General features: G+C 39.2%; 22 protein-coding genes and 2 pseudogenes. 9 read left to right on the forward strand and 15 right to left on the reverse strand.

Translation table 11 applies throughout. The features are described from left to right. On the reverse strand, positions 1–1,412 hold a 1,412-nt coding region (gene mobQ / locus ACKTSF_RS13125), incomplete at its 3' end, for a MobQ family relaxase (RefSeq protein WP_407890087.1). Between the two features lie 270 nt (positions 1,413–1,682). Here mobQ and ACKTSF_RS13130 point away from each other — a divergent pair. After that, the gene (locus ACKTSF_RS13130; RefSeq protein ID WP_379893305.1) at positions 1,683–1,892 is read left to right on the forward strand and encodes a hypothetical protein; all 210 of its coding nucleotides are present in this window, start codon (positions 1,683–1,685) and stop codon (positions 1,890–1,892) included. A gap of 19 nt (positions 1,893–1,911) precedes the next feature. Beyond that, positions 1,912–2,193 (forward strand): hypothetical protein, encoded by a 282-nt coding sequence (locus ACKTSF_RS13135; protein WP_035168998.1) that lies wholly within the window; start codon positions 1,912–1,914, stop codon positions 2,191–2,193. Here the strand turns inward: ACKTSF_RS13135 and ACKTSF_RS13140 are convergent. From ACKTSF_RS13140 to ACKTSF_RS13160, 5 genes and pseudogenes are all read right to left on the reverse strand, one after another. Next, a pseudogene (locus ACKTSF_RS13140) lies at positions 2,180–2,871 on the reverse strand (ATPase). The gene ACKTSF_RS13135 and the pseudogene ACKTSF_RS13140 overlap by 14 nt on opposite strands. 1 nt (position 2,872) lies before the next feature. Further along, complete coding sequence (locus tag ACKTSF_RS13145) at positions 2,873–3,070, reverse strand: hypothetical protein (RefSeq protein WP_379893307.1); 198 nt, start codon at positions 3,068–3,070, stop codon at positions 2,873–2,875. A gap of 150 nt (positions 3,071–3,220) precedes the next feature. Further along, positions 3,221–4,318, reverse strand: coding sequence for a replication initiator protein A (locus tag ACKTSF_RS13150; RefSeq protein ID WP_379893309.1), 1,098 nt, complete (start codon positions 4,316–4,318; stop codon positions 3,221–3,223). 662 nt (positions 4,319–4,980) lie between these two features. Then, entirely contained in the window at positions 4,981–5,184 is a 204-nt protein-coding gene (locus ACKTSF_RS13155; protein WP_015474751.1) for a hypothetical protein, read from the reverse strand. Positions 5,185–5,234: 50 nt separating this feature from the next. Further along, positions 5,235–6,020: a ParA family protein gene (locus tag ACKTSF_RS13160; protein WP_071665541.1), complete on the reverse strand. Its 786-nt coding sequence runs from the start codon at positions 6,018–6,020 to the stop codon at positions 5,235–5,237. A gap of 188 nt (positions 6,021–6,208) precedes the next feature. On the opposite strand from ACKTSF_RS13160, the gene ACKTSF_RS13165 reads away from it, so the two are divergent. Next, on the forward strand, positions 6,209–8,185 hold the full coding sequence (locus tag ACKTSF_RS13165) for a glycoside hydrolase domain-containing protein (protein ID WP_407890090.1): 1,977 nt from the start codon (positions 6,209–6,211) through the stop codon (positions 8,183–8,185). Positions 8,186–8,256: 71 nt separating this feature from the next. Here ACKTSF_RS13165 and ACKTSF_RS13170 read toward each other — a convergent pair whose 3' ends face one another. Beyond that, positions 8,257–8,793, reverse strand: a complete 537-nt coding sequence (locus ACKTSF_RS13170; RefSeq protein WP_003646125.1) for a hypothetical protein — start codon at positions 8,791–8,793, stop codon at positions 8,257–8,259. A gap of 208 nt (positions 8,794–9,001) precedes the next feature. Here ACKTSF_RS13170 and ACKTSF_RS13175 point away from each other — a divergent pair. Next, positions 9,002–9,171: pseudogene (locus ACKTSF_RS13175) on the forward strand (IS30 family transposase); the annotation flags it as partial. Between the two features lie 269 nt (positions 9,172–9,440). Here ACKTSF_RS13175 and ACKTSF_RS13180 read toward each other — a convergent pair. Both ACKTSF_RS13180 and ACKTSF_RS13185 read right to left on the reverse strand, forming a co-directional pair. Beyond that, positions 9,441–9,995, reverse strand: coding sequence for a recombinase family protein (locus ACKTSF_RS13180; protein WP_020923829.1), 555 nt, complete (start codon positions 9,993–9,995; stop codon positions 9,441–9,443). Positions 9,996–10,387: 392 nt separating this feature from the next. Further along, positions 10,388–11,386, reverse strand: a complete 999-nt coding sequence (locus ACKTSF_RS13185; protein ID WP_012778296.1) for an IS30 family transposase — start codon at positions 11,384–11,386, stop codon at positions 10,388–10,390. Positions 11,387–11,501: 115 nt separating this feature from the next. Here ACKTSF_RS13185 and ACKTSF_RS13190 point away from each other — a divergent pair, with 115 nt between their 5' ends. Further along, positions 11,502–12,188: an IS6 family transposase gene (locus ACKTSF_RS13190; protein ID WP_165493462.1), complete on the forward strand. Its 687-nt coding sequence runs from the start codon at positions 11,502–11,504 to the stop codon at positions 12,186–12,188. Positions 12,189–12,404: 216 nt separating this feature from the next. Here ACKTSF_RS13190 and ACKTSF_RS13195 read toward each other — a convergent pair whose 3' ends face one another. Beyond that, complete coding sequence (locus ACKTSF_RS13195; RefSeq protein WP_024305875.1) at positions 12,405–12,857, reverse strand: universal stress protein; 453 nt, start codon at positions 12,855–12,857, stop codon at positions 12,405–12,407. 203 nt (positions 12,858–13,060) lie between these two features. Here ACKTSF_RS13195 and ACKTSF_RS13200 point away from each other — a divergent pair, with 203 nt between their 5' ends. Further along, the gene (locus tag ACKTSF_RS13200; protein WP_024305876.1) at positions 13,061–13,345 is read left to right on the forward strand and encodes a transposase; all 285 of its coding nucleotides are present in this window, start codon (positions 13,061–13,063) and stop codon (positions 13,343–13,345) included. Positions 13,346–13,756: 411 nt separating this feature from the next. Here ACKTSF_RS13200 and ACKTSF_RS13205 read toward each other — a convergent pair whose 3' ends face one another. From ACKTSF_RS13205 to ACKTSF_RS13215, 3 genes are read right to left on the reverse strand one after another with little or no spacing between them, the layout of a single operon-like run. Then, positions 13,757–14,665 carry a glycine betaine ABC transporter substrate-binding protein gene (locus tag ACKTSF_RS13205; protein WP_063733432.1) on the reverse strand — a complete coding sequence of 303 codons (909 nt, stop codon included), beginning with the start codon at positions 14,663–14,665 and terminating at the stop codon, positions 13,757–13,759. Between the two features lie 12 nt (positions 14,666–14,677). Then, positions 14,678–15,520: an ABC transporter permease gene (locus tag ACKTSF_RS13210; RefSeq protein ID WP_063733430.1), complete on the reverse strand. Its 843-nt coding sequence runs from the start codon at positions 15,518–15,520 to the stop codon at positions 14,678–14,680. Next, positions 15,520–16,713 (reverse strand): quaternary amine ABC transporter ATP-binding protein, encoded by a 1,194-nt coding sequence (locus tag ACKTSF_RS13215; protein WP_063733428.1) that lies wholly within the window; start codon positions 16,711–16,713, stop codon positions 15,520–15,522. Before ACKTSF_RS13215 ends, ACKTSF_RS13210 begins: the two co-directional genes overlap by 1 nt. Before the next feature lie 498 nt (positions 16,714–17,211). Between ACKTSF_RS13215 and ACKTSF_RS13220 the strand changes: the two genes are divergently transcribed. Continuing rightward, a protein-coding gene (locus tag ACKTSF_RS13220) for an IS5 family transposase (RefSeq protein WP_407890092.1) occupies positions 17,212–18,011 on the forward strand; the annotation gives its coding sequence in 2 pieces (ribosomal slippage) (positions 17,212–17,482 and positions 17,482–18,011; 801 coding nt in all). A 7-nt stretch (positions 18,012–18,018) separates the two neighbouring features. On the opposite strand, the gene ACKTSF_RS13225 is transcribed toward ACKTSF_RS13220, so the two are convergent. Continuing rightward, positions 18,019–18,246 carry a hypothetical protein gene (locus tag ACKTSF_RS13225; RefSeq protein WP_047674646.1) on the reverse strand — a complete coding sequence of 76 codons (228 nt, stop codon included), beginning with the start codon at positions 18,244–18,246 and terminating at the stop codon, positions 18,019–18,021. Positions 18,247–18,404: 158 nt separating this feature from the next. On the opposite strand from ACKTSF_RS13225, the gene ACKTSF_RS13230 reads away from it, so the two are divergent. Beyond that, complete coding sequence (locus ACKTSF_RS13230; RefSeq protein WP_120326246.1) at positions 18,405–18,512, forward strand: type I toxin-antitoxin system Fst family toxin; 108 nt, start codon at positions 18,405–18,407, stop codon at positions 18,510–18,512. A 210-nt stretch (positions 18,513–18,722) separates the two neighbouring features. On the opposite strand, the gene ACKTSF_RS13235 is transcribed toward ACKTSF_RS13230, so the two are convergent. Then, the gene (locus tag ACKTSF_RS13235; protein WP_152706112.1) at positions 18,723–19,901 is read right to left on the reverse strand and encodes a cation:proton antiporter; all 1,179 of its coding nucleotides are present in this window, start codon (positions 19,899–19,901) and stop codon (positions 18,723–18,725) included. 248 nt (positions 19,902–20,149) lie between these two features. Here ACKTSF_RS13235 and ACKTSF_RS13240 point away from each other — a divergent pair. Further along, on the forward strand, positions 20,150–20,384 hold a 235-nt coding region (locus tag ACKTSF_RS13240), incomplete at its 3' end, for a transposase (protein ID WP_181356998.1).

A 20,384-nucleotide genomic window follows, 5' to 3' on the forward strand; every position in this document is an offset into this window, starting at 1 on the left:
CGTAGGTCTTTGACTGCTCGAGTAATCTTTTGCTGCTCGGTTGGTGAATACTTTTCTAGTAGACCTTGATCAACGTGTTCTAGACTTTCTAAGCTATCATCATGAATCATCAGCGTATATTTAAGCTTGATTTTGACTTCCTTTTCTTGTTGCATTAATAACTTCCAGCCAACGTATGGCCGTTTGGTAAAGGTCAATAATTGTCGGGTCAATAAATCATCACGAATATTCATTAAACGTTCGTTTAATTCACTGCCTTTGAAAATCGTTTGTTCACTATTAGTTTCTTTAATCAATTCCCGTCGTTCAGCCGCGGTTGTCTGTTCAAAATCAAGCTCTGGATAAAGTTTTTTAGTCGTGCGATCAACTACTTTATTTAAGAGTTCGTCTGCTTTTTTTAGTGAACTTTCTTGTTGGTTAATCGTCAATAATTGCTTAGTGACATCTTCACCAACAGCGTGCTTAATTAAGGTACTGTTTTTCCAATTAAATAGCATGCGCCGCTTATCATCTAAACTTTCCAAACTAATATAAGTTTTCAGTTCGTGGCTTAACTCTTTGACCACTTTTTTCTCGTTAAACGAGAAGTGTTTACTTAGGCTATCCAAGTGGCCTCGATTAACTACTTTCTCCTGCATATTTTTATAGCCAGCTTTGGACTTACGATAGTTCTTAACTTGTTGATTAAATGCCTTTCTTTCATGCCGTTTGCTATTGATTCCCTCGTGTTGCATTGGTGTGTCAGCTATTCCCTGTTCCACAAATGATTTTTCACTGATCCGATCAGGAATGTTTTTTTGCTCTAAAGCTTGATTTACACTTGCCGCCCAATTGTGCCGCCATTCAGTTATTTTTTCTTTTTTATCCCAATCAACCAACCAAATTTTTCGGTTTCTCACATTCCCTGCAGGGGTCTTAGTTTTATTACCATGACTATCTAAAATGTATTTGGTTTTTGTTTTCTGTCCCCAAGTACCATCGGGGTTAAATGGGCGATTGGTTAACATCACGTGTGCGTGTGGATTATCTGGGTGATCACGATGAATCGCTACATCGGCTACCATGCCTTGATCAACAAAGTTTTCTTGCACGTATTTAGTTAATAATGTTTTTTCTTCATCTACACTTAACTCAATTGGTAAAGCCACGTTAAACTCTTTTGCATACCGTGAGTTTGATTTACGATCTTTCTTTTCAACTTCATTCCATAATTGTTCTCGATTACTGGCCCATGCTGGTGCATTTTTAGGAGTTAAAATAAAACTCTCTGGCATGACTGACCGAGCATAGAAATAGTAGCGACCTTCTTGATCATCAAATAATTTTTCACCACTTCGATAAGCCGCACTGGCAATCGCACTTCGTCCTTTCCCAGCACTAATATTACTAAAACTCATATGAAAAATTGCCATATCAGTCACCTTCTCACTTTGATTCTATGGGTTTGACTTTGTTGTCGCCATCGGCGACTTCTAATACAGGTTTTAATGGGTTTGGCACAACGTCATCTTTGATGACGTGTAAGTGCGCATTGACCTCGTTTTGCTCGGTCTTCTGATTCCCCTAAATTTACTTATAGTGTATGCCTTCCGCTTCGCTATTTCAACTTTCATACTTTGACTTAACGTTCTCTGTATGATATAGTGTCGGTGATTATTTTTAATACGATTGGAGGAATCATTATGCCTCAAAGTAACTTAGAAAAACAAGAAGCCAAATTAAAACAGCTTAATCAAAAGATTAAAGCTGAAAAAAATAAAATTGAACAAAATCTCGGTAAGCAAATCATTAGATCAGCCAATTTGGATTATGGGACACTTACCACTCCACAGATTAAAATGATTGCTAAAAAAGTTGCCGCCTTTTTAAATCAAGCTCAAAATAACCAATAATAGTTAGGTGGTAATGACTATGCCTAATCAATATGAAAAACTAGTTGAGCAACAAGCGCGTTTAAAACAAAAAATTGAGCGAGAAGATTTCAAATTACGGCAATCTAAATACTACGAAAATCGGCAAGCCCGCAAAGCCCGTTCTCGCCGATTAATTCAAAAAGGGGCTTTGCTCGAAAAATACTTTCAAGCTGATAATCTCTCGGTTGAACAAACCGAAGAACTTTTAAAAACATTTGCCGGTTATGTTAATGCCCATAAGCCGAATAAATTCAAAAACGATCAACCTAATAATAACTAGGCCGATCGTTTTTATTTTCTGAATCATTCATGGGATTTCTAATTTTTAAATCTGAATTATTTTTAACAAAGGAATTTAATTGTTTTTGAACGGCTGCTTCAAAGGTGATTTTGGGGTTTATTCAAGGAAAATATCGCAAATTATTTTTAATTACCTGGTCATGCTCTCTTCTGTAAACTGATACAAATTTTTGGCTATTATCGCAGATCACGACGTTATCAGCTTTGAATGCAACTGCTGCTAAATTATGATTTGATTGATTATAGCGTTTTTTAACAACTTCATCTGGTACCCCGTGCCCACCTTTTTTGACCCGTTCATGAACTCGATTAATTGTTACTTTTTCGTTTTTTAACGCCACGTATAAAAGTGTTACCTCAAAACTATTTTGGTGAGCCAGATCAATTAAATTCAATTGCGCCCTACCCTGGCCAGCCAAGGTTGTTTCAACATGGATACTCCGCCCGATATCTAAAGCCGCTGGAATTGTTTTATTTCTTCGCGCATTGCCCTAAAGTTATCACGATCTTTACGCCAATCGCCACCCATTTTTTGTAGGATTTCATCGGCATTTAATCGTTTGGAGTGAGTAAATAATTCGGGTCTCGCGCGATATAAAGTGCTTTTACCAGCGCCGTTTATACCAGCTACGATGAGGTATCTTTTTAGCTCACTCATGTTAAATCACGAAATGCTTTTCGTTGATAATTTTCTCTTGGCGTTTATCTAAGAGGTAATTGTGTAACGCGTCAAACAACTTGCGCTTATCAGGATCTTGATTATGTGCTGCTTGCTCCCAAATTTTTTGAATGTTGATTGCCCAGGGGCCAGCCAACAATTGCTCTATTTTTTCGACTTCTTTGCTTGGTTTGGTCATTTAAAAAGCTCCTTTCACATTCGCTTAGTTCAGTCATCGCCTGTTTAACCACTTAAGGCCCCTATTTTTGCTTCTGAGTGATTTTAAAGCAGTTTTAATATAATTATGCACTGCAACGCTTAAAACGGCTTAAATGAGCTCATATGACGTTTAATTCCAAGAGTGCTCATTGTCAGTGTTCTGTTCTTCGGGATGTTTGGCAGCATATTCTCTAGCCGCTTGTTGATTCCACCAAACGCCAAATAGGTTTTGCATGGTGCCATACAAGTAGTTTTCCACGTTCTTGATATGTTTCTCATTGCTTCTTAGGGCGTTAAAGTAGCGTCTTAAGGCTTTAGTCATTAAAGGCTTCAGTTCCTCATCATCAAGTGGGATTATGACGCCAATGTCCTGATGATCCTTTTCAACTCGATATTTAGCATTCAGAATGATACCAATAAACCGGCGCATTTGTTGCGGGGTGCGGCACCAGAAACTAAGTAATTGTACGGCTTCGGGTTCTAAGAAAACCGGTAAGCCACTATCTTTATCAGTTAAGAAATCATTAGCATGGTTCACCAAATCCTTGTTTTGCTTTTCTAGTTCTGCTGGTGAGAATTGGGCTGTGGAAAAGTCCAACTTTTGAGTATCTATATTATATCTATTAGTATCTAAATTATTAGTATAGTCTAGATTGTGACTCTTTTTGACACTTTCGCGTGTATCAAGGGTTTGTGGTGTATCTTTAACGAACTTCCGCGAAGGTTCCGTTTTGACACTTTCGCGTGTATCAAGGGTTTTAACGAACTTCCGCGAAGGTTCCGTTTTGACACTTTCGCGTGTACCAAGGGTTCGTGGCTCTTGTTGCCGAGATTTTGTATAAATGTCTGTTGCGGTAACTTCTAAATCTGCTAAATACAATCTATTTGGTTCATTTTTACCAGTTTTGGGATTAAAGTGCATGGCTTTCTGAAATAATAATCCTTGGTTTTCAAGTTCATTTTTTACCCTAATCACTTTCTTTTTTGACCAGCCCATAAGATCTGTTAGTTCTTGATTTGTAAAAATGAAATAAACCCTGTTATCTTCATCAACCCAGTTGTTTTTCAATGAATAATCTAGTCTATCGTGTAAAATCATATATCCTAATTTTGCACTATCACTTAATGTCTTATATTGAGATCCATAAATTAAAACCTGTGGGAATTGGAAAAAACGAGTTGCATAAGCTTTTTCCGACTCAATAAAATTGAAATTAGTTTGATTCATTATAAAACTTCCCTTCTCAACTGACACACACTGTCTCGAAAGAGAGTTGCTAAAACATTAGATTTGCTTTAAAATACAAATCTGATATGCTTTAACTAAATTACAAAGCATTCATTTAGCCGTGAGGGCTTTGTAATTTACCAGCATGTGCCTATTCTTGGTTGCCCATTCGGCAACTTTTTTAATTTCTAACAACAAAAAATGGACTAAATAGCTTCGGTTAGCTACTTAGTCCATTGGCTTTGATTTGTTTTTAACTATCCTTCACTTGTCCTCTAGGACTGGTTTGCGGTATAATTAACCTACAAATTAAGAACAATGTTCAGTCGATTTTCACCGCCAAGTTAAAATCGACTGAATCTAAGTAGCTGTCTGATAGCTACTTGCTAAACCAAAAGTCCCTGATTCCCCGTGAATCAAGGACTTTTTCTGTTTAGCTTTATCTTCTATTCGGTTGTTAAATTAGTTTTAGTCTAGCATAGCGCTTATCTTCCAGCAACATTATTTGATCTTGTATACTTTACCAGCTCTTAGTTTGGAACCAACAAGCGATTGAATATACTAGCAAATATTATTCAATCGATGTTTTAATTAAATTAACCAAAAAATGTAACATTTATTGTAGTTGCTGTTGTACTTATGAATTTTCTGGCTGATCATAATTATAGATTGAACTCTTTTTTCAATAGCTGTTCTAAATATCTGGAAGCTGTTAACTCTTTTCCTTTGGCACGTCTGGCCAATTCATTAGCAACGTTTTGTTTTAAAGTATAAGACTTTGAAACTCTAGGTGTAGGAGGTTCATTTGTTATTGGATTGCTGTTCATACTGTTTTTTAATTGGTCCATTTTATCTTCAAATGCCATGATGTTGATCCTTTCGATAGCATATCACACTATGTCATAGCATGATATGATTATTGCTTAGTAAACGTATCAAATATTTTGTCAATTTTCTCAAAAAATTCCCTTGCTTTTGGAGTTGAGCTTTTGCCTTTTTCCATGTTGATCAGCGGTTCATGATTAAGAGTTGTTTTATTGAATACTTCTCTTTCAGGAATTAAGGCAATGGTTCTGGAATCTTTTTTCATTTGTTCCACAAATTCATGTGAAGATTTAGTATTATGTTTTATTCTATTTCCAATAAATTTTAGTTCTGCTGTGATAAAGCTTTTACGACTTTCAACATTAATTACTTCTTGTTTTAATTGTTCCATTCTTAATTCCAAATTACTTTTGGAAATAAAACCGTATTCACTTGGTTCAATCGGACTAAATACTAAATCTGAAATTACAATCATATTTTGCGTGATTGTCGAAAAATCCGGATGTGTGTCTATTAATACATAGTCAAATTTTTTCAGTTTGTCATAATTGTCTGAGAACCACATGTACATTAGTAATTCTTTGTTGGCTCTCGTTTGAAGATCATTGTTGACCATATCTAAATTCATAGAAGCAGGAATAATTGATAAGTTTTTGTGCAATTCAATAATTTCTACTTTTTCACTATCTTTTGTAAAAATGTTAGCTAAGGTGCCATGGTCTTTATAAATATCATAGGTTTGGGTCAGACTGCATTGGTGGTCGCTATCAATCAGCAAAACGTTATAGCCTTTGCTAGACAGCCATTCACTATAATTGAAAGTTAAGGTTGTTTTGCCAACCCCTCCCTTAATAGCAGAAAAAGTAATTATTTTCATAGGGCGCCTCCTTGTTTACAGTTAAAGCATATCATAGCATGATATGATATGCAATGACTGAATATAGCACAGCATGTTTTTTTCTTTGTTGTGTATGTTTGCTAATGTCCGTCTTTCTAGTAGCTTCTGGTCGGTTGTGGTCTCACCGAAATGATTTAAATAAGTAAATGGCCAATTGTTAGGTAGTAATGGTTGATATTCAAGGTGAGGGGTTTGGTAATGCCACCCGGAAGGCGGTAGATGGCTTCGTTGCAAATTTGAAGCTTAATTATAAAGGTAATGTTGCCAAGCTAATTCAAAGAGCCTTTTGGTGCAAAGGAATTTCACCAAATGATTTTTCAACTGTTTATTCGGCTGATACGATAGCAGCAGTTAAGAAATTACAAAGTGATGCTGGTATTACTGCCAATGGTACAATGACAACTAACTTGATGGCTGCATTATTTGATATGAGTGCTTTTTTATTAGTCCAAAATGGAGATGCTAAAATTCGGGCAATGCAGCAATGGTTAAATGCCAATTATGAGAGTTATATTGGTATTAGACCTTGTGATGGAATCTATCAGCGCGACACAAATGAGGCACTAATCTATGCTCTCCAGGCTATCGAAGGTATGTCACCCAGTGAGGCCAATGGTTATTACGGTAATCAAACTATTGCTTTGACGCCCACTGTCAAGGTCGGCGAGCATGGTAATATCGTTAAACTAATTCAGTATGGGCTTTATGTGAATAACTACTATCAGTCTGGAGCCTTTGATGGGTATTTCAGCACTACTGTTGCAAATGAGATTGTGGCTTTTAGGAAGTTTATGATTTTACCCGATGGCTCATTAAGTAGTGCCTCGACTTATTCAGGCGTAGCTGATTTGCGAGTGATTAAAGGACTTCTAACTAGTAATGGTGATACCGGTCGAGATTCTAATACCTTTGATTGCGCAACCCAACTGACAGATACTAGTATGATTCAACGGCTGTACCAAGCTGGTTTTTCAATCGTTGGCCGTTACTTAACGGGATCTGTCGGAACGGGTAGTGCCAAAAAAGCCAAGAACTTGACATCTGATGAAATTAGTAAATTAACTGCTGCGGGTTTTTCGATTTTTCCTATCTATGAGGACGGTGGGTATGAAGTTAGTTATTTCACTGAATCACAAGGAACTAAAGACGCATACCTAGCAGCATATGCGGATCGTGCGCTCGGCTTTCCAGACGGTACCGTGATCTACTTTGCAGCGGACTTAGATTTACAGGATGGAGACATCGAGGGTACGGTTATTGCGTACTTGCAAGCCGTACGAGCATCACTAACTGACTTAGGCTATAAAACTGGGTTATATGGGACACGGAATGTTTGCCTACATGCGGCAGAAAGTATGGGAATTTCGAATTTCTTTGTGGCTAATATGTCTTATGGATGGAGCGGTAACCTCGGGTTTCCAATGCCCAAGAATTGGTGCTTCGATCAATTTGTAGAGTATACTACTGGTTCTGGTGTTGACATTGACCAAGATGCATCATCTGGTCGTGATAGTGGGACTAAAAAATTTAAAAGTACAGGTGGTGTCACCGCTGATGAAGCGCTTAAATATATTTTAGGGAATACGAACCTGCAAATTGGTGGGAAATACGTTCAAACTATTGGGCCGTTTAAGGTTACCTGGCTTGCTACTAATGAAGTAGCTGATAAATCAAGTTCAAACATTGTGACTATTTCAAATAACGAATTACCGGAAGCTGATCTAACAGCTATTCTAGAAACAAAGTATAAACTTCCAGATTGGATTGGGCATTTAACTGTTGATGGTATTGGAAAATGGGGGATTTCAGAGAAAATAAAGAAAGGAAATTTTGAGTTAGAAATTGGTGATAGTAAGGACGGTGAGTTTAGTTTTAAGTTGAAATATTATGTCTATCAAGTTGAAAAAGGCCCATTAAGCGAGACCTTAACAATTGAAATTGATGTTACTTTCAACAAGAGCGACTTCGATAACTGGCCTACCTACGACCCTGCTGAATCATTTGGGATAACATTAGCCGCTACCCTTTCAGTAGCTGTAATTATTTCAATGGCGCCTGCAATTGCTGGTTCAGCGTCTGCTGCGGGTGTTGTCGCAGCATTTGTAGCACTTGCCACAAAATTTTTAACGAATAATAAAGGATAAGATAAAAAATTTAGATAAAAAAGAACAAGGTGAGAAACCAAAATTAGTTTCTCACCTTGTTCTTTGAGCACTCAGATTCCTGTACCAAACCATCCTATAACCAACGATAGTAACAATAAAGAGTAAGATTGTAAATGGTACTTAAATAAGGCTTTGTGATCTTGTTCGTTTGGTAGTAGGAAAGCTTGTTTTTCAATAGGCTGCTCATGCCAAATAGGTTGTTGTTTCCAAAAATGATATAGCTGTTGGGGAAGTGCTATCGTGGGTGGAATAGCAATCATAAAGCCAATGATTGCTGGTCGGATTTGGATGATACTATTTCCGAAAGCAACTATGTACCAGAGCCACATGAGCGAACCATAAAAGCAACCTCTAGCAACTGTAAACTCTAGCCAGAAGAGTAGTTCGTTTTTTAGGGAGCTTCTACGATACGTTTGAAGGACTTTTTTCTTGATCTGTTTCATCTTTTGACGGGAATCGCTTTTTTTTAGAAAGAGGCCCCAAAAATATAACTCGTCTGATCTTGTATAGTCCATAATTTTTTTTCGAATCTTACCAAGAAATATGAGTAAAACAAACTCAACTAATAAGATCAATAATGGTAACATCAATTTTGGGCCTCCTTAAAAAGGTACACTTATCCAGTCGCTGGTAGTTACTTATCGTGAATGTTAGAGTTATACTATTGCTGATTTTAACCACCGAAATTTTAATAGTTAATTCAGTTGGCGCCAACGTGGTATTTATTAATTTGGGCCACAATAGCCGACTACATCTATAAATGACATGGTATCATACTATTTATAGATGTAGGTTGCTAATGAATCTTTTAATCGATGGTTATGTTGGTTTTTCTCAAACAGTCCAACTTTAACCATGTAACAATTAATGAGATCATAGCAGCACTTGAACCTATTAATCAACGGCCATTGAAAATCCATCATCAACAAATTGCCATTGAAAGTTTCCGGGCTTGTTCGGATTAAACTTGTAATTTGCCATTTGGAAACTAAGACTTATAATTAGCATAGGGTTAATAGCTCTAATCAAAATACCCACAAAAGGCCTGCTCAACTAACAATTGAGTAGGCCTTTTGTAGTACAAATTAATCCTTATCACAACTAACCTCAATAGCACAACAGGTATAAATAATGCTTAAAATCCCTAAATAAATTTCTCTCACAACTGTTTAATAAAGCGGCAATCCCCGTCGTACGTGATTAATTAAACATTCAATTCTTAAAACACCTATTTTTAAATCGACTTAAACCTTCGCTGTTGCGTGCGTTTACTAATCCCCGTCTTTCGTTCAATCATCTTATAAGTCATGCCTTGTTTTCGCAACTCATAAGCAAATCTGATTTGTTCATCAGAATACGTTTTCGGTCGCCCTTCCCGAAACAACGGATCATGTTGCTTGGCATACAATTTACCTTCTTGTGTGCGCGTGACAATCATATCGCGTTCAAACTGCGCAAAGGCGCTAAATATTGTAAAGACTAGTTGTCCAGTCGGCGTATTGTCAATTAAGCCCATATTCAAAATGTTGACTTTGACATTTTCTTTAAACAACTCTTGGATAATGGCTAAGGCCTCGCGTGTGTTCCGCGCAAACCGATCCAACTTAGTAACAATCAAAGTATCGCCTGTTTTTAGAACGCGCAACAGTTTTTGAAACTCCGGTCGTTCGGTAGTTGTGCCGGTAAACTTTTCCTGAAAGATTTTTTCTGCTCCTGCCAATTTTAGTAACTCAATTTGATTTGCTAATTTTTGATCAGTGGTACTGACCCGCGCATAGCCATATTTCATCTTTTTATCTCCTTATTTATGTCATTAAGTAATGACACGATTCTAACCCTTTAATTATACAGCATCAAAAAAGAGGCCACAACTGTTAAGTTGTGACCTAGTTTGTGCCATTTAAACACTTTAATTATCACATATTCAAAACGTCAAAAAATTTGTATCTAAATATATCTAAGCTTTTTTAATGGTGAGAAACTTTGCGACTTGCAACGCTCAATTAATTACTTGGGTATACAAAATGATTATTGTCACAAGACTAAAATAATCTTAATGTTTAAGTTTGCTTCACTTCAACAAAAGACCGGTCTGCCAAAACCAGTTCTGGTGCAAAAGTTTTCAGGTAAACTTATTTTGAGTATAATTAGCCTAAAAAGCGAGGTAGCTATGACGAATTGTCAAATCAAGCGCAACTTTGTCCCGAAGAAAACTTCAAATGGACTCTTCCAGCCTAAGACCTTACGTGGTCGGTGATTTAAATCCCTGACAAACTTGTCGATATCTTGATCAGTCAGTTGGTCTAGGTCGGTTCCTTTGGGGAAATACTCACGGATAAGTCCGTTGGTATTCTCATTGGTTCCCCGTTGCTGAGGCGCATGAGGATCTGGGAAATAGACTGGGATACTGAGCTCTTGACTAACTTCGCGGTATCCTGCGAATTCAGTTCCACGATCCGGCGTAAGCGTCCGAACTCGTTTGGGCGTCACGGTATGCAAGAGGTCAATCATCGCTTGTGTGACGTTCTTGGCGTTTACTTTGGGCACCCGCTGAGATAATAAATACCGAGATTTGCGGTCCACCAAGGTTACCAGGGCCGAACGCCCGGTTTTACCGCGAACGGTATCACTTTCCCAATGACCAAACCAGCTTCGATTCTCACATGAAACAGGTCGTTCATGAACGGAAGGGACGTCGTTAAATCGTCCCCGACGTTCCTTAATGGTTCCCTTGACCTTTCGGGTTTTACCACGGTGACGGAGCTTACGGGCAAAGCCACGAGCCTCGTGATTCTTACGTTTGATGCCTAAATTATCACGTTCAATCCCACGATAAATGGTGTTATAACTGACATGCCATTCACTGTTTTCGTGGACTAAACGACCGGAAATTTGTTCCGGGGACCACTGACGTTGAACAATACAGTGAAGAACAAAATCCCGTAACTTCAAATCAGTTAGAAGCCTAGGACGTCGGCTTTTTAGCCGCCGTCCCTGATAGTTCTCTTGGGCTTTGACGGCCGAGTATGCCTTACGACCACCATTGCGCTTGATTTCGCGCGATACGGTGGCTTTGGAACACCCAATTTTCTCCGCAATAACTTGATAGGTATCGTTTAAAGTGACGCCCAACAGTATGCATTCTCGGTCTTTTAAGGTAAGATGGTTGTACGGACTCATAGCCTAGGATCTCCTTTAGATGATTGTTGTGGTGACTTCATTTTATAGGACTCAGGCTATGAGTTCTTTTTTATTTTTTTCTTACTTGTTGCACTTCAATTGTAAATTCGTCATGATGAAAAATTATTTTAAAGGGCGGCATTTCCAGAAAGACATTATTTTGGTAGCCGTCGGCTACTATCTTCGCTTCAGTTTAAGCTATCGGGATCTTGTTGAAATTTTGCGTGATCGGGGAATTGCGGTCCACCATACGACAATTATGCGTTGGGTTCATCACTATGGTCCAATCTTTAAATTGTTGTGGCGAAAGCAGCAACATGCCACTAGTCAGAGCTGGCGAATGGATGAAACCTATCTTAAAATTAAAGGGCGCTGGTATTACTTTTATCGAGCCATTGACAATCATGGATTAACATTAGACTTTGAATTGCGTCGTCATCGAGATTACCAATCCGCTTACCACTTCTTGAAACGGTTATTGACGACCTACGGTCGCCCAGATTGTTTGGTAACCGATCAGTATGGAGCAACTTTAAAAGCGATTAAGCAAGTAATTAAAAATGGATTATTGGCGAAAGGAAATCACCAGTGCTCTAAGTATCGAAATAATCTGATCGAGCAAGATCATCGGCTGATTAAACATGTGTTAGTTAAATCTAGCGGGTTTCAATCTATGCGCACCGCCAGTAAAACTTTAAGTGGTATTGAAGTCATGCATCAGCTACATAAAATAAGCCAAAGAGCAATTAACCTCTTTGGTTTTTCAGCGTTACAATCATTAACCGAATTATTAGCAAACTAGCCCGCAAATGATTATCAAACAGGGTTAAATCGCTCCTTTTATTATTTTTGCACCAGAGCCCCTGCTAATATACATAATAAAAAGATATCGGTAAAGAGACCCCCCTGAGTCAGAGTAAATTCAGACTCAGGGGGGTTACTATATCAAGCTAATATTATAGCAGTATCTAAGTAGTGCGTCATACATACATGTACTAGTGTCAATAGAGCAGCTAGCTTACTCAGAAGCCGCTTCGGTAACTAATACAGGAACTTCTGCGTGTTGCACAACGTACTTTGTCACAGAGCCAACAATGAGCTTCTCTAACGCGCTCTTTCCAGACTTTCCAAGTACGATTAGATCGATTTCTTCCTTCTCTGGAAGATTAGTAGCAATTTCATCATTTACTGTACCAGAAACAATGGTGTACTTTACTTGAATATTAGTACCAGCTAGTTCTTTTTTTGCCTCATCAATAACATGCGCTGCCTCTTCGCGAACGTCCAACTCAACTTGGACCGGAACAATGCCACCAACTGGAGGTACACCGGCTGGTATAGCAACACTAGGGTCAATTATAGTGGTTACAAAAAGAGTAGCAGAAAACATCTGTGCCATCTCTTTAGCATATGCTAATGCCTTGAATGAATCTTTACTTCCGTCTAGTGGAACTAGGATGTTCTTGAACATAATTACTACCTCCAACCATATAGGATTTAGTGGTTATACAATCTACTAGCACTAATTTTATTTAAAACTATACTACCATTGTATGATAACAGAGCATATCAGACAACTTTGATGTTATGCATATTTTTTGACTATTTTCATAGTCGTGATTTACCTTAAGAGATAGTTAGCCCTGACAACATTAAACGGTAGGAGATGTAATTGTGGACAAAGCAAGTACAATCTACCTCTTAACCTTTATTCGCAACCGCGATCGGGCTACTTTACAACAATTAGTTATGAACTACCGTCCCAATGGTACTGAAATGGATACCGTCATAAGGACCATTCAAAAGAACTACTTAGGGATCAGGAACGCTTGTCTCTATGACTACTCTAATGGGCCGTTAGAGGGGATCAATCGCAAGATCAAAGAACTTAAACGTAGCTGTTACGGTTTCAGTAACTTAAGGCATTTCTTTATCCGCATCAAATTGATCCATGCCTAAAATAAAAAATTTAGGTCAACACTGTGGGAGGCAGGTGCGGGCCCGTTTCGCTACGCTTCGGACCCGCACCTGCCTCCCAACCCAAACACTTTAATCTAGCTATGGCGGTAAAAAAAGAACCCTACCATAAGATAGAGTTCTATGGACCATCAACACTATTTGACAAAGTCCCGAAAAGATACCCCTTTACATTTGCAGGGTATCTTTTCAAGACTCATATTTTTAAATAGCTAGGCTACCATTATCAATTACTAATTCTGTTCCGGTAATTGTCTTAGCTTTGTCACTCGCCAAGAATAAAATACCATTGATAATATCCTCAACTTCAGAATAGTAAGGAGGTAATGGATCGTTAACAGCCAGGTTACGTTTCAGGATGATCCACTAATACTTTTTGCATCAACCTTATTTTTATTTGTTTTTTAAATCATCGATGGTATTAATATTCTTCATATACTTCGGCACAGCCAATCCAGTTTTAGCATGCTCCAGATTTTTCCTGACTTCAACATATTTACCCTTATATTTCTTAGCATATAACTTATGTGTCACAGGAAGTTCGACTGTAACTGTCGCATCCAATTTACCACTAGAGATCGCACTCCACATAATACCAACATCAAGCTGCTGCATCGTTGCGTCATACCCCTTTTGTTTCAAAAGAGTTGTGACTAGGGTAGTAGTAGCTATTTCATAGTCATATGGAGTATACCCGATCTTGATTTTCTTGCCTTTTCCATCAGGCACACCCTTTAGCCACTCTTTGACTTGCTTAGGATGGTCCTTAATAAACTCATCAACGGCCTTTTGTTTATTCATACCGTTGTTGATTTTCATCATTAATGGATTAGAAATTTTGATCGACCAATGGAAATTCTCTAAGAATTTATTGGCACCTGGATTATCTTGTTTAAATCCCTTTCGAGTAATAGTCCGCATTGATTCACCCTTGCCATAAGCATGTTTAGGATCATCTAGGAATTTCAGCGGATATTTGGCGAACATCCAGTGCGGCTGCCACCCTGTCACTACGATCGGCTCTTTATTTTTAATAGCCTTATCCAAGGTACTTACCATGGCAGCAGTAGAACTTGGCATAATTTGCCAATTTGCGCTTTTCAGATGGTACTTACTCAAAGCCGTTTCAGTACTATCAGTAATACCCGCACCAGCTTCGATCCCTGTGATCGTATAGTTGATCTGAGGCCCTAATTTTTTATGCGAATTATATTCGGGCGGCTTGGCACAGGCACTAACAACTACTGCCAAGCCTAACGTCGCGGCTGCTAATTTTAGATAACGGAGGATTTTCTTCTTCACTATGATCACCCCTTATCTGGATGTCTGGTTGAACGATTGTGTGATCCGATCCAAAATAATAGCGACGATAACCACCGCGATACCTGCAGCGAAACCTGCACCAGCATCGTTACGTCCAACAGCGAAGTAAACCTGCGTACCCAAACCAAGCGCACCGATCATCGATGCAATAACGACCATGGAAAGTCCGAGCATCATTGTCTGGTTGACACCGGACATGATCGTTGTCTTAGCCATCGGCAATTGCAGTCCGATCAGTTTTTGCCAGCTAGTCGAACCGAATGAATCGGCAGCTTCGATCAAGCCTTCTGGGACCTGACGGATACCCAAGCTGGTCATCCGTACTGTCGGCGGCATTGCGAAGATCACAGATGCCAAGACACCAGGGACCATCCCGATACCAAAGAAGGCCACAGCTGGGATCAGGTAAACAAAGGCCGGCAGAGTCTGCATGAAGTCCAGGATCGGTTTGATCACAACTTCAGCTTTATTACTCTTAGCCATCCAGATCCCCAGCGGGATCCCAATGATGATCGCGATCAAACTTGACGACAAGACCAAAGTCAGGGTCTGTGTCATATCACGCCAATATCCTAAGTTCCAGATCAATAAAAGACCCAAAACTTCAAAAATCATGAAGCCCAATTTCTTCTGGTCTTTCTTGACCCAATACGTTAAAGCCAAAATAACAATGATAAATAGCCATTCCGGCAATAAATCAAAGACCCATTGGATCGCGTCAATGATAGCCTGGAAAAAAGCCGTGATACTGTTGAAAAATCCTGTAAATTTACTTAGCCAATCAACACCAGCGTTGATCCAATCGGCTAATGGTAATGCTCCGATACCTTTCATTAAGCGCTCACCTCTTCCCCGGAAATAGCAGCCAAGACTGTCCCACGCAAGATAATACCCAGCAAATGATCATCATCATCGACCACGATATACGGGATCGGGGTCTTCGAAATATCATTGATCAGATCATTGATCGGTGTATCAGCATGAGTCTTGGGCACATCGGTCTTCAAAACGGACCGTAAATCTTTACTGTTTTTCTTGATCAGGTCTGAAACATCATGCGCGTCAGCAAAGCCGACGAACCTGTTTTCGTTATCAACCACATAGATCGAAGAAATATCATTTTCACGCATGCGGCGTAAAGCCACTCGCGGACCAGCTTTAGCAATGTTGACCACCTGTGCTTTAGCCATGACGCTGCTGGCTGTCAAGACTTGAGTCCGGTCAACGCCTTCAATAAAGCGTTCGACATAATCATTAGCCGGATGCGTCAAGATATCTTCAGGATCCCCGATCTGTTGAACTACACCATCACGCATGATCATGATTCGATCACCCAATTTCAAGGCTTCGTTTAAATCATGACCAATGAAAATAACTGTCTTATGCATTTTTTCTTGGATCTGTAACAAGAGATCCTGCATTTCTTTACGATACAGTGGATCCAAGGCAGAAAAGGCTTCGTCCATCAGTAAGATCTCGGCATCATTGGCAATTGCCCGTGCTAAACCGACCCGTTGCTGCATCCCACCAGATAACTGGTCGGGATATTGTTGATCGTAACCATTCAAACCAACTAGGTTCAAAGCATCCTTGGCCTTTTTTTCTTGCGTTTCCTGATCAACTTTTTTTAGTGCTAATCCATATTCCGCATTCTGCAGAACTGTCAAGTGTGGGAACAAAGCAAAATTCTGGAAAACCATTCCGAACTTATCCTGGCGTAGTTTACGCAAACCTTCTTTGTCTAGATCCATCACACTTTGGCCATCAACTTCGACATCTCCATCAGTCGAGTTGATCAAACGATTGATCATCCGGATCAGGGTTGATTTACCACTACCGGATAGACCCATGACAACAAAGATCTCTCCTTCATTAATTGAAAAATTAGCGTCACTGACACCAACTGTACAACCAGTTTGAGCAAGGATCTCCTCTTTGTTCTTACCTTGTTTAAGGAGTTCCTTAGCCTGAGAGATCTGTTTGCCAAATATTTTAGTTAAATGTTTGACTTTAACTTTTTCTGTCATTACATGCCTCCAATAAATCCGTGCTTTCTTATGCTGCGAAGTGCTTGGTGTAACTGATAAACAATTAAGAATCATCGGCTGAAAAATGTTTAGTACACCCTACACTGCCCTAGCAGTTGAAATTCGTCAGGCCAGCCTGATAACTGGCCTTTCTGCTCGAATAAAAAAGACTTGAACTGTCTACAGCTTGAACCTTCGTTATTATAGTGTATTGCCTAGCGTATACCTTACTGAATAAAATGAAAAATATGATACAAAAAGAGACCGATCGATGCTTTACTAGCTTTGATCGGCCACGCTGTAAAATAACTATAAAACGAACTTGTGGTCCAACATTACAAAAATGTTACAGCCGAATCATTAAGATTACCTTAACACATATTCATAACAAGTCCAAATTATATGTCAGGTCACTACCTATCTTAAGAACGTGTTTGGATACTTTGACATTCGATTTGATTTTAGTTAAATTCGATCAAAAACAGGAGTTTTTAATCCATGAAAAGCTTTGCACACCATTATAGTAGCGACATCTCTCGTGAACAATTTGAACTAATCCGGACAGATCTAGAAGGCATACATAAGCGGACTAAGCCAAGAAAGGTTGATTTATATGATATCTTTTGTGCCCTGCTTTATACCTTGAAAAATGGGTGCGTTTGGCGCGATTTACCCAGTGATTTTCCTAAATGGGAAACCGTCTATTATTACTGGTTACTTTGGACTAAAACGCCATCTCCTGCTGGTATCACTCCTCTGGATAACGTTTTAAAAAAATTGTCAGCCAACATCGGTTGGCTCAGAAGCGTTCAGTTTATACATCGTTCATCATTCTAGATGCTCAAAGTGTCAAGAATACCGATCCTGCTGAAAGTAGTGGCTACGATGGTGGTAAAAAGGTGAGTGGGATTAAGCGCCATCTTGCTGTAGATATCAATGGGCTGCCGATGGCAGTCCATGTGACAACCGCCAATGTTTCTGAGCGTGATGGCGCCAATGCGCTACTGGCGTTAAACAAATCACAGTTTGACCTGGTTCAACGAGTAATGGCCGATGGTGGTTATACTGGTAACAACTTTGCTCAATCAGTTCAGGCAATGATTAACGCTGAAGTCATTATTGCTAAACAGAGTGACCTTAGGCACGGTCAAGTGACCCCGCAATGCTGGGTTATCGAACGCAGTTTTAGCTGGCTAGGAAAATATCGGCGCCTCTGGCGCAATTGTGAGCGAAAGCTGAACACCAGTAAGATGATGATTAGCTTAGCCTTCCTGCGAATACTCTTGAAAAGATTCTAAACACGTTCTAAAAACCGGATATTAATTGTAAAGCGTCCGTTAAATTGGCTTTTTTTGCAGATTGTTGAAACATGGGAATATGGTCTAACATCTGGTGCGCACCTGCAAAAGTTTTGGCCTGTGATTTCTGATAAAACTCACGGCCTAATTTCTGATATTCTTTGGTGCGTGCTTTGCGTTTCCGCTCGTTTAATTTCCGCTGTAGTTCATCTAATTTTTCTAGTTCACTAGCCATAGCTAAAACCTCCGCAAATAAAGTTATTTTTAGTTTTATTTTAGCAAAGAGAATGGCGAGGACAAGAAAAAAAACACTGTTCAAAATTACTTAGACCGAACTAAAGAGGAAATGCTATAATCATGAATGGCAACTTGCCCCGAAAGGGGGCGTTGTCTATGTTACATGATATACTCTCATTGATTGTTGCACCGATTCTAGTCGGTATAGTTAATAAACTATTCTCTTACTGGTTAGATAAGAGCGACAAAGACAACAATCACTAGCAAGTTGTCATTCTAACTCACACGCTGAATTCCGCGCAGCGAAAAAAAGAGCCACTACCCATGCCCGGGTAGTGGCTCTTGTGCTGTCTATGCACGATATACTCTCATTCCGCACTATTATTATAACATGCTAGTAAGGTTAGAGCAATTTGCAGGTGTTGGAGGTCTTATTTACATAACCACGACTTATCGAGAGTTATTTTGTAAAAATTAACCCATTAACTTGTCTTGGCTTTTTCTGAGCTTGGAAATGGTACTGCGTAAAAGAAATGGGGCTGCTAAAGTGGTTATGATAATTGCCCCAATAACAGCAGAATATCGATCTGTGGATAATAAGTGGCTTTGGAGGCCTAATTGTGCAATAATCAGCGCCATTTCACCACGTGAGACCATCCCTGCACCGATCATCCAGGAGCTATTCCAAGAAAAAGAAGCTACCTTAGCACCTATGCCTGCACCCAGCAGTTTCGATACTATGCCACCAATAGATAAAATTAAAAATAACCAGAAATCATTGATAATGCCGGTAAAAGTCATCTTTAATCCAATGCTAATAAAGAAAACAGGGATGAAAACAGCATAGCCGATTGGTTCAACGTTACGGTCAATCAGAGCTTTATAATCAGTTTGACCAATAGCAAGACCAGCAAAGAAAGCGCCAATTACCGTGCTCAAGCCGGTTAAATCTGCTGAATAAGCTAATCCCAAGCACAAAACCAGCGAAATTAAAATCTCTGAAGAAGGAACTAAAAGCTTTTCACTAAGCTTCATGAGCTGTGGAATAACCCACCGTCCCAAGATAAAAAGAAGAACCAAGTATCCGAGTTGGAGTAGCAGGGAAAGGCCTATATTTTGGGGTCCACCCTGTTCGGAAACTTGATTACCAGAAAGGCTAACCAAGACACTTAAAGCAAGCACAGCTAAAATATCATCTACGACTGCTGCACCTAAGATAGTTGTTCCTTCTTGGCTATTAAGGTGTTTCATTTCTTGTAAAACAACGACTGATATCGAAACAGAGGTAGCAGCAAATGTCACTCCTAAAAACAGGCTTTCTATGTTAGAGAAATGGAAATATAGACCAGTTAAGTAAGCAATAATAATTGGGAAGATCATGCCAAGAACCGCAACAACAATACTAGGACGAATGTAACGTTTAAGCAAGGAGAGATCACTTTCCAAACCTGCAATGAACATTAAAATTATTACGCCGATCTCGGAAAAGAAATGGATAAAATTATTAGGTTGAACCCAATTAAGTAAAGCAGGTCCCAATAAGATTCCCATTAATAATTCACCTACAACGGCTGGGAGATTAAGGCGAGCGCTTATATGACCACCAAGAGCGGTAGCAACTAAAATTAAACACAATGAACCGATAAATTCCATGAACAAAAATCCTTTCTCAATAAAAAAGCGGCTTGAAGAATCCCTTGGCAACCCAGACCAAAGATAATTCTTGAAAGCCGTAACTCCAACCACTTTATTAACATTATACAGACAGTAGTTTACCATAAGTCGAGAGCGTAAAATATTTTGTGTAAACGCATAAAAGATTTCTAAATTGTATAGAAATAGGGAATGCCTTCCCTTATGATATTTAGTAACCACAGAAAACATCACAGGAGGCATTCCCCATGAATGAACTTACCACAGAAATTATCGCTGCACTAGCCCAAAAACAAGATTTGGACGAAGTTTTTCGTCACCACCTTGAAATCGCCATCAACCAGCTGCTTCAAACTGAATTGGCAGAGTTTTTGGGTTACGAACGCTACTCATACGCTGGGATTAACACTGGTAATAACCGCAACGGCAGTTATGAGCGCTCGTTTGATACGAAGTACGGCCAACTTAACTTAACCATTCCTC

The organism is Levilactobacillus muriae, from assembly GCF_045862015.1.
Classification (GTDB): Bacteria; Bacillota; Bacilli; order Lactobacillales; family Lactobacillaceae; genus Levilactobacillus; species Levilactobacillus muriae.